The sequence below is a fragment of the Escherichia sp. KCJ4928 genome, assembly GCF_004352695.1.
Lineage (GTDB): Bacteria > Pseudomonadota > Gammaproteobacteria > Enterobacterales > Enterobacteriaceae > ECMA0423.
Map to the genome: position 1 here is coordinate 1 of NZ_SJWV01000126.1, position 12,117 is coordinate 12,117.

Below are 12,117 nucleotides of genomic sequence, written 5' to 3' on the forward strand. Positions count from 1 at the left end.
ATATATAAGATAACACGACGTCTTTATTACCCTTGCTCATGGCGATGTATAAAGCAGGGGTTCCATGTGCTGTCGCGCCTTTTAATAAGTCCATGATGTTGATTTTGCTGAGTTTATATTTAACGGCGATCCCATAAACTTTAGAGAGGAACCGTGTGGCACACAAAGGGTGATTATTTTCCATTGCAGCAAATAACCCTGGTTCACCATCACGTGTTTTCATGGCTAAAATATCCATCACCATTTTTTTGTTTAAAAGTTCTTGTGCTATTGGAGTGGTTAATGCATTCAGAAAGATATCGATTATTTCATCGAATCCATACAACATGGAGATATAGAGTCCAGGTGTTTCGTTAGCACTTTTAGTTTGCAGTAATTTAACCAGATTATCTTCATGAATGATATGATTGTATACCAGTGACTGGATTTCTTGCATAAATATTTTTACGTTGTCAGTTTGTCCGTTCATCATAGCCAGAAATAAAGCAGGTGTACCAACGCTATTCTGCGCAGTTATTATTTCAATGATTTCTTTTTCAGGGAGTATGGGCAACTGTTTGAATAGTGTAATAAGCTATTGAGTCTGGCCTGTGGCCATTATTAACAACATTGCCGATGGATGTATAGGGGCAAATGGCATTCGTGTCGTGATACCCGCTAAAATAGCAACTGGAACTCCCTCAGGTAATAGAGGAAGAATAGCAATTGCACAGTTGCGAACATACCTATCAGCCCAGGTCTGAGCATCGGGAGCTGAACTGATGAACTTATCAAGCGAGAGAAAGCGCCGTGCTGTCCTGTGGGTGCCTCTGACGGCAACGTTGGTATCGTTCGGGTCGTAAACAGACACAACATAATTTAATTGTCCATACACTGACTGCTTTATTCGTAGCCTTACTGACAAAGTATGATTGTCTATATATAAAATCGCGGACATATGACTGACATTGTTTGCCATCATTCGACAAAAGAAAATATCTAAAGCGAAGCCAAAATCCTTACTCGCGATAACGCGACTCCCTGCAGGAGGATGGCGAAGTAATGCTCTGAACTCCGCATCCCGGACTAAGGGGATATGCTGCTGTATGGATTCAACGGAGGAGTAATGTTTAATCAGGTTGACTTTGCCTTTTCCATTTCTCAATGAATCAAGGGCGTATTGCAATGACAGATGGCGACAAAAAATAGCGTCAGAAGGAGATTGCAAAAAACATGCACTACCATTGAGATTTACTGTTGGGTGTATAGTTTTTTCTCTATGGATTTTTTTAGACAGTTTCATACAATGGTTACGATCTTCAGCAGTTAACTGTTCCTGTTCAATATAATCCAGTATGCTTCGCAAATGGTTAGCTTTAATAGGCGTGGTTTCCAGTAATAAGGAAATGAAATCTTTTTTATAGTGTAATGTAATGAGTATATTTTCTGCATGGATGGGTGAAGTGGCAAAGTTAATGGTAAAAAGGGCAGTGGAATAACAATTTTGTGATATTTTTCGACAGTTTGCAGTAAATTCCTGAATAACACAGTATGACAGCATCGAACTTAAGTCAGAGGTATCAAGTAGGGTGATGAGCTGGCGCGCAAATTTATTAATAGGCTCTGATGAAGGTGTTGGTATGTCGCTATCGATGTGCAATCTATGAGGAGACTTATAATGAGTTCTGATAATGATATCGTTTTGACTCATAATCTATTCGCCTTATATATATCTGGAGGTTTTGAGGATGATGATTAATTATTATCGCCAGAACGAAATGTGCACGAAAAATTGTTATAAGAATTGTGTCACTTTTATCATTGTGATATGACCACTTCGTCATTAATCTCATGAGCGTTTAAAATACTACCGCCAAATCACGCAACGAACTTTGCTGGATTCAGTTTATGCTGCTGTAAATCCGCTCGCAGTAAACCTTTCAGACGCACCGTGATGTTATCAGTGGTTCTTTAAGCGTTTTGCTGGTGTACTCACTACAAACGAATTGCGAATCGAATCAATGTGAAACGGAAAGGTACAATCTCCCTTTTTTTAGTGTTAACATCGCTCAACCGGGTGGAAGGTGAGAGGTTAATGTCTTTCATTTGTGTACCTGATTGCGAACCAATTTAGCATTTGTTGGCTAGATGGTTTCGCAATGAACTGTTAATAAACAAATTTTTCTTTGTATGTGATCTTTCGTGTGGGTCACCACTGCAAATAAGGATATAAAATGCCTGTTATAACTCTTCCTGATGGCAGCCAACGCCATTACGACCACGCTGTAAGCCCCATGGATGTTGCGCTGGACATTGGTCCAGGTCTGGCGAAAGCCTGTATCGCAGGGCGCGTTAATGGCGAACTGGTTGATGCTTGCGATCTGATTGAAAACGACGCACAACTGTCCATCATTACCGCCAAAGACGAAGACGGTCTGGAGATCATTCGTCACTCCTGTGCGCACCTGTTAGGGCACGCGATTAAACAACTTTGGCCGCATACCAAAATGGCAATCGGCCCGGTTATTGACAACGGTTTTTATTACGACGTTGATCTTGACCGCACGTTAACCCAGGAAGATGTCGAAGCACTCGAGAAGCGGATGCATGAGCTTGCTGAGAAAAACTACGACGTCATTAAGAAGAAAGTCAGCTGGCACGAAGCGCGTGAAACTTTCGCCAACCGTGGGGAGAGCTACAAAGTCTCCATTCTTGACGAAAACATCGCCCATGATGACAAGCCAGGTCTGTACTTCCATGAAGAATATGTCGATATGTGCCGCGGTCCGCACGTACCGAACATGCGTTTCTGCCATCATTTCAAACTAATGAAAACGGCAGGGGCTTACTGGCGTGGCGACAGCAACAACAAAATGTTGCAACGTATTTACGGTACGGCGTGGGCAGACAAAAAAGCGCTTAACGCTTACCTGCAGCGCCTGGAAGAAGCCGCGAAACGCGACCACCGTAAAATCGGTAAACAGCTCGACCTGTACCATATGCAGGAAGAAGCGCCGGGTATGGTATTCTGGCACAACGACGGCTGGACCATCTTCCGTGAACTAGAAGTGTTTGTTCGTTCTAAACTGAAAGAGTACCAGTATCAGGAAGTTAAAGGTCCGTTCATGATGGACCGTGTCCTGTGGGAAAAAACCGGTCACTGGGACAACTACAAAGATGCAATGTTCACCACGTCTTCTGAGAACCGTGAATACTGCATTAAGCCGATGAACTGCCCGGGTCACGTACAAATTTTCAACCAGGGGCTGAAGTCTTATCGCGATCTGCCGCTGCGTATGGCCGAGTTTGGTAGCTGCCACCGTAATGAGCCGTCAGGTTCGCTGCATGGCCTGATGCGCGTGCGTGGATTTACCCAGGATGACGCGCATATCTTCTGTACTGAAGAACAAATTCGCGATGAAGTTAACGGATGTATCCGTTTAGTCTATGATATGTACAGCACTTTTGGCTTCGAGAAGATCGTCGTCAAACTCTCCACTCGTCCTGAAAAACGTATTGGCAGTGATGAAATGTGGGATCGTGCTGAGGCGGACCTGGCGGTTGCGCTGGAAGAAAACAACATCCCGTTTGAATATCAACTGGGTGAAGGCGCTTTCTACGGTCCGAAAATTGAATTTACCCTGTATGACTGCCTCGATCGTGCATGGCAGTGCGGTACAGTACAGCTGGACTTCTCTTTGCCTTCTCGTCTGAGTGCTTCTTATGTAGGCGAAGACAATGAACGTAAAGTACCGGTAATGATTCACCGCGCAATTCTGGGATCGATGGAACGTTTCATCGGTATCCTGACCGAAGAATTCGCTGGTTTCTTCCCGACCTGGCTTGCGCCAGTTCAGGTTGTTATCATGAATATTACCGATTCACAGTCTGAATACGTTAACGAATTGACGCAAAAACTATCAAATGCGGGCATTCGTGTTAAAGCAGACTTGAGAAATGAGAAGATTGGCTTTAAAATCCGCGAGCACACTTTGCGTCGCGTCCCATATATGCTGGTCTGTGGTGATAAAGAGGTGGAATCAGGCAAAGTTGCCGTTCGCACCCGCCGTGGTAAAGACCTGGGAAGCATGGACGTAAATGAAGTGATCGAGAAGCTGCAACAAGAGATTCGCAGCCGCAGTCTTAAACAATTGGAGGAATAAGGTATTAAAGGCGGAAAACGAGTTCAAACGGCGCGCCCTAACCGTATCAATGGCGAAATTCGCGCCCAGGAAGTTCGCTTAACAGGTCTGGAAGGCGAGCAGCTTGGTATTGTGAGTCTGAGAGAAGCTCTGGAGAAAGCAGAAGAAGCCGGAGTAGACTTAGTCGAGATCAGCCCTAACGCCGAGCCGCCGGTTTGTCGTATAATGGATTACGGCAAATTCCTCTATGAAAAGAGCAAGTCTTCTAAGGAACAGAAGAAAAAGCAAAAAGTTATCCAGGTTAAGGAAATTAAATTCCGTCCTGGTACAGATGAAGGCGACTATCAGGTAAAACTCCGCAGCCTGATTCGCTTTCTCGAAGAGGGTGATAAAGCCAAAATCACGCTGCGTTTCCGCGGTCGTGAGATGGCGCACCAGCAAATCGGTATGGAAGTGCTTAATCGCGTGAAAGACGATTTGCAAGAACTGGCAGTGGTCGAATCCTTCCCAACGAAGATCGAAGGCCGCCAGATGATCATGGTGCTCGCTCCTAAGAAGAAACAGTAAGGCCTTCAAGTAGCACTGTCTGTGGAGCCTTCGGGCTTCACAGGCTTTGTTCGCCTTTGTTTCGTTTATTAACAATGCGAAGTGGAAGTTATTAAAATGCCAAAAATTAAGACCGTACGCGGTGCTGCTAAGCGCTTCAAAAAAACCGGTAAAGGTGGTTTTAAGCACAAGCACGCTAACCTGCGTCACATTCTGACCAAAAAAGCGACCAAACGTAAACGTCACCTGCGTCCGAAAGCCATGGTTTCCAAAGGCGATCTGGGCCTGGTAATCGCGTGCCTGCCGTACGCATAAGCCGTTAACGTTTTTAACTTTTTAATTAGAATATAGATACAGGAGAGCACATATGGCTCGCGTAAAACGTGGTGTTATTGCACGCGCACGTCACAAGAAAATTTTGAAACAAGCTAAAGGCTACTACGGTGCGCGTTCTCGCGTATACCGCGTTGCCTTCCAGGCTGTTATCAAAGCTGGTCAGTATGCTTACCGTGACCGTCGTCAACGTAAGCGTCAGTTCCGTCAACTGTGGATTGCGCGTATCAACGCAGCAGCACGTCAGAACGGTATTTCTTACAGCAAATTCATCAATGGCCTGAAAAAAGCCTCTGTTGAAATCGACCGTAAGATCCTGGCTGATATCGCAGTATTCGACAAAGTAGCGTTCACCGCTCTGGTTGAAAAAGCGAAAGCAGCTCTGGCATAAGCCAGTTGAAAGAGGGAGCTAGTCTCCCTCTTTTCGTTTCAACGCCATCAAAACATTGACTTTTATCGCCGTAGCCTTTTCAATAAAGGTCTTTTGAAGAGTACCAAAAGGTAACGCAAGCAATGAATGCTGCTATTTTCCGCTTCTTTTTTTACTTTAGCACCTGAATCCAGGAGGCTAGCGCGTGAGAAGAGAAACGGAAAACAGCGCCTGAAAGCCTCCCAGTGGAGGCTTTTTTTGTATGCGCGTTTTGAAAAATAAAAAGCCTGTCTCATCAGGTGTAATTGTCGCAGCCAGTCTGGACACGGCCAGCGCGGAGAAACCGGAGCGTATTTAAGTACGTGAGAATTTCGAGCACTGCCCGGGACCAAAATGGCAAGTAAAATAGCCTGATGGGATAGGCTCTAAGTCCAACGAACCAGTGTCACCACTGACACAATGAGGAAAACCATGTCACATCTCGCAGAACTGGTTGCCAGTGCGAAGGCGGCCATTAGCCAGGCGTCAGATGTTGCCGCGTTAGATAATGTGCGCGTCGAATATTTGGGTAAAAAAGGGCACTTAACCCTTCAGATGACGACCCTGCGTGAGCTGCCGCCAGAAGAGCGTCCGGCAGCTGGTGCGGTTATCAACGAAGCGAAAGAGCAGGTTCAGCAGGCGCTGAATGCGCGTAAAGCGGAACTGGAAAGCGCTGCACTGAATGCGCGTCTGGCGGCGGAAACGATTGATGTCTCTCTGCCAGGTCGTCGCATTGAAAACGGCGGTCTGCATCCGGTTACCCGTACTATCGACCGTATCGAAAGTTTCTTCGGTGAGCTTGGCTTTACCGTGGCAACCGGGCCGGAAATCGAAGACGATTATCATAACTTCGATGCTCTGAACATTCCTGGTCACCACCCGGCGCGCGCTGACCACGACACTTTCTGGTTTGACACTACCCGCCTGCTGCGTACCCAGACCTCTGGCGTACAGATCCGCACCATGAAAGCCCAGCAGCCACCGATTCGTATCATTGCGCCTGGCCGCGTTTATCGTAACGACTACGACCAGACTCACACGCCGATGTTCCATCAGATGGAAGGTCTGATTGTTGATACCAACATCAGCTTTACCAACCTGAAAGGCACTCTGCACGATTTCCTGCGTAACTTCTTTGAGGAAGATTTGCAGATTCGCTTCCGTCCTTCCTACTTCCCGTTCACCGAGCCTTCTGCAGAAGTTGACGTCATGGGTAAAAACGGTAAATGGCTGGAAGTGCTGGGTTGCGGGATGGTGCATCCGAACGTGCTGCGTAACGTTGGCATCGACCCGGAAGTTTACTCTGGTTTCGCCTTCGGGATGGGGATGGAGCGTCTGACTATGTTGCGTTACGGCGTCACCGACCTGCGTTCATTCTTCGAAAATGATCTGCGTTTCCTCAAACAGTTTAAATAAGGCAGGAATAGATTATGAAATTCAGTGAACTGTGGTTACGCGAATGGGTGAACCCGGCGATTGATAGCGATGCGCTGGCGAATCAAATCACTATGGCGGGCCTGGAAGTTGACGGTGTAGAACCGGTTGCCGGTAGCTTCCACGGCGTGGTCGTTGGTGAAGTGGTTGAGTGTGCGCAGCATCCGAACGCTGACAAACTGCGTGTGACAAAAGTGAATGTTGGCGGCGATCGCCTGCTGGACATCGTCTGCGGTGCGCCAAACTGCCGTCAGGGCCTGCGTGTGGCGGTAGCTACCATTGGTGCTGTTCTGCCGGGTGATTTCAAAATTAAAGCGGCGAAACTGCGTGGTGAACCGTCTGAAGGGATGCTGTGCTCCTTTTCTGAGCTGGGAATTTCTGACGATCATAGCGGCATTATCGAGCTGCCTGCGGATGCGCCGATTGGCACCGACATCCGTGAATACCTGAAACTTGATGACAACACCATCGAAATCAGCGTGACGCCAAACCGTGCCGACTGTTTAGGTATCATTGGTGTTGCGCGTGACGTTGCCGTGCTGAATCAGCTGCCGCTGGTTGAACCGGAAATCGTTCCGGTTGGTGCGACCATCGACGACACGCTGCCGATTACAGTCGAAGCGCCGGAAGCCTGCCCGCGTTATCTTGGCCGTGTGGTAAAAGGCATTAACGTTAAAGCGCCAACTCCGCTGTGGATGAAAGAAAAACTGCGTCGTTGCGGGATCCGTTCTATCGATGCAGTTGTTGACGTCACCAACTATGTACTGCTCGAACTGGGCCAGCCGATGCACGCTTTCGATAAAGATCGCATTGAAGGCGGCATTGTGGTGCGGATGGCGAAAGAGGGCGAAACGTTGGTACTGCTTGATGGCACTGAAGCGAAGCTGAATGCTGACACTCTGGTCATCGCCGACCACAACAAGGCGCTGGCGATGGGCGGCATCTTTGGTGGCGAACACTCTGGCGTGAATGACGAAACGCAAAACGTCTTGCTGGAATGCGCTTTCTTCAGCCCGCTGTCTATCACCGGTCGTGCTCGTCGTCATAGCCTGCATACTGATGCGTCTCACCGTTATGAGCGTGGCGTTGATCCGGCACTGCAGCACAAAGCGATGGAACGTGCGACCCGTCTGCTGATCGACATCTGCGGTGGTGAGGCTGGTCCGGTAATTGATATCACCAACGAAGCAACGCTGCCGAAGCGTGCAACCATCACTTTACGTCGTAGCAAACTGGATCGCCTGATCGGCCATCATATTGCGGATGAGCAGGTAACTGACATTCTGCGTCGTCTCGGCTGCGAAGTGACCGAAGGCAAAGACGAGTGGCAGGCAGTTGCGCCGAGCTGGCGTTTCGATATGGAGATTGAAGAAGATCTGGTCGAAGAAGTCGCGCGTGTTTACGGCTACAACAACATCCCGGATGAGCCGGTACAGGCAAGCCTGATTATGGGTACTCACCGTGAAGCTGACCTGTCGCTCAAGCGCGTGAAAACGCTGCTCAACGACAAAGGCTATCAGGAAGTGATCACCTACAGCTTCGTTGATCCGAAAGTGCAGCAGATGATCCATCCAGGCGTTGAAGCCTTACTGCTGCCAAGCCCGATCTCTGTTGAAATGTCAGCAATGCGTCTTTCTCTGTGGACCGGCCTGCTGGCAACCGTGGTGTACAACCAGAACCGTCAGCAGAACCGTGTGCGCATTTTCGAAAGCGGTCTGCGTTTCGTACCAGATACTCAGGCACCGTTGGGCATTCGTCAGGATCTGATGTTAGCCGGTGTGATTTGCGGTAACCGTTACGAAGAGCACTGGAACCTGGCAAAAGAGACCGTTGATTTCTATGATTTGAAAGGCGATCTTGAATCCGTTCTCGACCTGACCGGTAAACTGAATGAGGTTGAGTTCCGTGCAGAAGCGAATCCGGCACTGCATCCGGGGCAATCCGCAGCGATTTATCTGAAAGGTGAACGTATTGGTTTTGTTGGGGTTGTTCATCCTGAACTGGAACGTAAACTGGATCTTAACGGTCGCACTCTGGTGTTCGAACTGGAGTGGAACAAGCTCGCAGACCGCGTGGTGCCTCAGGCGCGCGAGATTTCTCGCTTCCCGGCGAACCGTCGTGACATCGCGGTGGTGGTCGCAGAAAACGTTCCCGCAGCGGATATTTTATCCGAATGTAAGAAAGTTGGCGTAAATCAGGTAGTTGGCGTAAACTTATTTGACGTGTACCGCGGTAAGGGTGTTGCGGAGGGGTATAAGAGCCTCGCCATAAGCCTGATCCTGCAAGATACCAGCCGTACACTCGAAGAAGAGGAGATTGCCGCTACCGTCGCCAAATGTGTAGAGGCATTAAAAGAGCGATTCCAGGCATCATTGAGGGATTGAACCTATGGCGCTTACAAAAGCTGAAATGTCAGAATATCTGTTTGATAAGCTTGGGCTTAGCAAGCGGGATGCCAAAGAACTGGTTGAACTGTTTTTCGAAGAGATCCGTCGCGCTCTGGAAAACGGCGAACAGGTGAAACTCTCTGGTTTTGGTAACTTCGATCTGCGTGATAAGAATCAACGCCCGGGACGTAACCCGAAAACGGGCGAGGATATTCCCATTACAGCACGGCGCGTGGTGACCTTCAGACCCGGGCAGAAGTTAAAAAGCCGGGTCGAAAACGCTTCGCCCAAAGACGAGTAATCTGATCTAACTAAAAAGGCCGCTCTGCGGCCTTTTTTCTTTCAGTAACAAATTGATTTATAATGTTTTATCTCTCTTTGTTCCACTATGTGTCCACATTCAGTGGAGGGAGAGGGGAGTAAGCCCGCTACATTGTGGGCTTTGTCGTATAGTCTGATCACTGTTTCAAGTCGGTGAGGACGCCAAAAAGAAAACCCGCAGTTTTTACGCTGCGGGTTTGTTGTTCATGTCTGTGAGATAGGGTGCCTTATCGACCTTACCCGGGCAACCGATTGACGGGGGATTGCTCCCCCGTCGCGGTTTCCTTACTGCTTACACTGTAAGAACGCCGCAAACTCCGCTCCCCAGAAGCTCATCCGTATTTCGCACAGCGAACCGTGCAGCATCCAGATGATGAGGATTGCCGTCACGCAGAACGTGATGGCCGTAAGCGATTTTTGCGACATAGCACTTGCTCCTTTTCCGGAGAGGCGCTAACCTTTCACTTGTCAAGGTAATGCGGTTAGGGCCTCGGTTAAACAGAAATGTTTTCCGGGGCCTTTCCACATCTGGCCTTCGGGTATTCCCTCCGACCATCAGCCGAAAGGCACCCGCGCGTAATCTATCGCTTTTTTGTTACTCCGGCAATTCTGCTTGTTAATCCTGAGGTAAGGGCAAACTCATCTGACTGTTTCCCCTGTGTGAAGCAGGCAGAGCATGCCACGGGATACCCTCTGAAGAGTGAACACTTGAGGCGTGTTTTGATGTGAACTTATGGAAAGCTTCCAGTGTTGAGAAGCAGACGCCGCATTCCAAGTTGTTACACTGGTAATACTTTTGCCGCACGGTATTTGAATCATTTTCCGGACGACTGGTACGGATGCGGGCAGATGCGCCACAAAGCGGGCAACGGAACATAGCGACCTCCCTTAACGCAGTGCTGATGTTATTCTAGGTCGTGCTGGCTATAATTCCAACAAACTCTTCGTTTTAAGCGAATAGCAGACAGTCGAATTATCATGTTATTAGCCAATAAATATACGTGGTAAAAGCTCTTTCTTCGATTTAAAATGTATCTTGATAGTAAATATCTTACGTTAAGGGAAAATTGTTATGGATTTTTTATCTTCGACGATACTTTCTGGCATAGTTTATGACATGCTTAAACATCATGTTTCGATTACTGCAACTTCAATAAAAGAAAAGTTAAAAAATTGGGTTGTTGATGAGGCTGTAGCCCCTGCTTTAGCTAAAGAGCTTGAAAAACTGTCTTTGAACGATGAAATGAGTGAAATAGCAATTGAAAGAAAACTATTGGATAGTAGTGAAATTCAAAAAATACTCTCGTCTATAAAACCTCATGCAGCAACTGTCATTATTCAAAACCATAGTGGCACTGGTGATAATATTGGTGGAAATAAAATTACGAGGTAGTGTCTATGGATAACATTCATAGCTGCAGTTCAATTAGTCAAAATCATACCGGAACAGGCCATAATGTTGCTGGTAACTTAATTGTATACAATAGTGATAATGTTGATTATGCGACTGAGTTAGCGATTGCTGTTTTAGTCGGTTGCTGGGATGAAAAAAATAATGGTGATATTGATATAATTACAAGCCTTATTGGCGAGTCATATGACAGTTGGATTCGAAAATTAAGAATAATTGAAGGGATGCAAGATAGTCCTTTGATTCATGAGAGAGGTTCTTGGAGTTTTAAAGATAGAATACAAACATTTCAAACGGTATCGTCAAGATTATTCGATGATCATTTGGATTTGTTTCGGACGACTGTTGTATCCGTTTTTAAAACTATCGACCCACAATTTGAACTGGCACCTGAAGAGCGTTATGCAGCAGTAATTTATGGGAAGGTTTTACCACACAGCCGATTAATAAGGAAAGGACTATCCGAAGGGTTGGCATTAGTTGCAACAAAGCAAGAGTTACTTACTAATTGCTCAAAATATAAAGGGCAATATTGCGCCTCAAGTGTGGTTAAAGAGGTTTTTTCGGCTTCTAGCTGGCAATTATGGGCTAGTACGCAAGATATTCAAGTTATGCTTGCGGAAAGTGCTCCTGACTGTTTTATCGACGAAGTGGAAAATGCTGCATCTCACCAAGACAAGCCATTTGATTCACTTTTTGCACAGGAAGGTATCGGTGGAATTTCAGGTCGGAATTATATGACAGGACTGCTATGGGCTATTGAAGGATTAGCTTGGGCGCCTAACTATTTATCTCGCTCTTTAGTAATATTAGGGGAGCTGGATAGCCATGATCCTGGTGGCAATTGGGCTAACAGGCCACTTAACTCGATAATCAACATATTGTTACCATGGCTTCCTCATACTACAGCTGATATAGATAGACGTATTGCTGCTTTCAACGCATTGGCAAGGGAGTGGCCCGATACAGCATGGCGTGTTTTAGTTCAGTTGCTACCCAACAACACGCAAGTAACATCTGGCACACATATTCCAACTTTTAGAAACTTTATTCCTAACGGTTTTAATAAAAGGCCATCGGGTGATGAGTGCCGTACTCAGATTGAAATATACACTCAATTAACAATTGAATTGGCAAGTAAATCATCATTAAGAC

Annotated in this window: 11 protein-coding genes, 2 pseudogenes and 1 other annotated feature; of the genes and pseudogenes, 10 read left to right on the top strand and 3 right to left on the bottom strand. The window is 46.9% G+C overall.

Features of this window, described 5'->3' with window-relative positions; translation table 11 throughout:
• Positions 1–1,690: pseudogene (locus tag E0D98_RS16555) on the bottom strand (ShET2/EspL2 family type III secretion system effector toxin); the annotation flags it as partial.
• Between the two features lie 523 nt (positions 1,691–2,213).
• Between E0D98_RS16555 and thrS the strand changes: the two are divergent.
• From thrS to ihfA, 8 genes are all read left to right on the top strand, one after another.
• The gene (gene thrS / locus E0D98_RS16560) at positions 2,214–4,142 is read left to right on the top strand and encodes a threonine--tRNA ligase (protein ID WP_001144192.1); all 1,929 of its coding nucleotides are present in this window, start codon (positions 2,214–2,216) and stop codon (positions 4,140–4,142) included.
• A 3-nt stretch (positions 4,143–4,145) separates the two neighbouring features.
• Positions 4,146–4,688: a translation initiation factor IF-3 gene (gene infC / locus E0D98_RS16565; protein ID WP_001700733.1), complete on the top strand. Its 543-nt coding sequence runs from the start codon at positions 4,146–4,148 to the stop codon at positions 4,686–4,688.
• Between the two features lie 96 nt (positions 4,689–4,784).
• Positions 4,785–4,982 carry a 50S ribosomal protein L35 gene (rpmI, locus tag E0D98_RS16570; RefSeq protein ID WP_001124225.1) on the top strand — a complete coding sequence of 66 codons (198 nt, stop codon included), beginning with the start codon at positions 4,785–4,787 and terminating at the stop codon, positions 4,980–4,982.
• A gap of 52 nt (positions 4,983–5,034) precedes the next feature.
• Positions 5,035–5,391, top strand: coding sequence for a 50S ribosomal protein L20 (rplT, locus tag E0D98_RS16575; protein ID WP_000124850.1), 357 nt, complete (start codon positions 5,035–5,037; stop codon positions 5,389–5,391).
• Positions 5,392–5,507: 116 nt separating this feature from the next.
• Positions 5,508–5,632 (top strand) — a sequence feature (Phe leader region).
• A complete protein-coding gene (gene pheM, locus E0D98_RS27400) occupies positions 5,514–5,558 on the top strand; it encodes a pheST operon leader peptide PheM (protein WP_001386830.1) in 45 nt (14 codons plus the stop codon). (Overlaps the previous feature by 45 nt.)
• Before the next feature lie 209 nt (positions 5,633–5,841).
• Positions 5,842–6,825, top strand: coding sequence for a phenylalanine--tRNA ligase subunit alpha (gene pheS / locus E0D98_RS16585; RefSeq protein ID WP_000018596.1), 984 nt, complete (start codon positions 5,842–5,844; stop codon positions 6,823–6,825).
• Between the two features lie 14 nt (positions 6,826–6,839).
• Entirely contained in the window at positions 6,840–9,227 is a 2,388-nt protein-coding gene (pheT, locus tag E0D98_RS16590; protein ID WP_000672368.1) for a phenylalanine--tRNA ligase subunit beta, read from the top strand.
• A gap of 4 nt (positions 9,228–9,231) precedes the next feature.
• Positions 9,232–9,531 (top strand): integration host factor subunit alpha, encoded by a 300-nt coding sequence (gene ihfA / locus E0D98_RS16595; protein WP_001229265.1) that lies wholly within the window; start codon positions 9,232–9,234, stop codon positions 9,529–9,531.
• Positions 9,532–9,836: 305 nt separating this feature from the next.
• Here ihfA and E0D98_RS16600 read toward each other — a convergent pair whose 3' ends face one another.
• Positions 9,837–9,977, bottom strand: a complete 141-nt coding sequence (locus E0D98_RS16600; RefSeq protein WP_000078916.1) for a Hok/Gef family protein — start codon at positions 9,975–9,977, stop codon at positions 9,837–9,839.
• Between the two features lie 190 nt (positions 9,978–10,167).
• Positions 10,168–10,428: an ogr/Delta-like zinc finger family protein gene (locus E0D98_RS16605; RefSeq protein ID WP_021549238.1), complete on the bottom strand. Its 261-nt coding sequence runs from the start codon at positions 10,426–10,428 to the stop codon at positions 10,168–10,170.
• Between the two features lie 195 nt (positions 10,429–10,623).
• Between E0D98_RS16605 and E0D98_RS16610 the strand changes: the two genes are divergently transcribed.
• Together E0D98_RS16610 and E0D98_RS16615 are read left to right on the top strand one after the other, a co-directional pair.
• On the top strand, positions 10,624–10,944 hold the full coding sequence (locus E0D98_RS16610) for a hypothetical protein (protein ID WP_000346967.1): 321 nt from the start codon (positions 10,624–10,626) through the stop codon (positions 10,942–10,944).
• A gap of 5 nt (positions 10,945–10,949) precedes the next feature.
• Positions 10,950–12,117 (top strand): annotated as a pseudogene (locus E0D98_RS16615) (hypothetical protein); the annotation flags it as partial.

What these genes read in the sequence shown, in the direction of transcription:
- rpmI (WP_001124225.1), top strand. Translation starts at nt 4,785, where the DNA reads ATGCCAAAAATTAAGACCGTACGCGGTGCTGCTAAGCGCTTCAAAAAA.
- E0D98_RS16600 (WP_000078916.1), bottom strand. Translation starts at nt 9,977, where the DNA reads ATGTCGCAAAAATCGCTTACGGCCATCACGTTCTGCGTGACGGCAATC.
- pheT (WP_000672368.1), top strand. Translation starts at nt 6,840, where the DNA reads ATGAAATTCAGTGAACTGTGGTTACGCGAATGGGTGAACCCGGCGATT.
- ihfA (WP_001229265.1), top strand. Translation starts at nt 9,232, where the DNA reads ATGGCGCTTACAAAAGCTGAAATGTCAGAATATCTGTTTGATAAGCTT.
- thrS (WP_001144192.1), top strand. Translation starts at nt 2,214, where the DNA reads ATGCCTGTTATAACTCTTCCTGATGGCAGCCAACGCCATTACGACCAC.
- E0D98_RS16605 (WP_021549238.1), bottom strand. Translation starts at nt 10,428, where the DNA reads ATGTTCCGTTGCCCGCTTTGTGGCGCATCTGCCCGCATCCGTACCAGT.
- E0D98_RS16610 (WP_000346967.1), top strand. Translation starts at nt 10,624, where the DNA reads ATGGATTTTTTATCTTCGACGATACTTTCTGGCATAGTTTATGACATG.
- rplT (WP_000124850.1), top strand. Translation starts at nt 5,035, where the DNA reads ATGGCTCGCGTAAAACGTGGTGTTATTGCACGCGCACGTCACAAGAAA.
- pheS (WP_000018596.1), top strand. Translation starts at nt 5,842, where the DNA reads ATGTCACATCTCGCAGAACTGGTTGCCAGTGCGAAGGCGGCCATTAGC.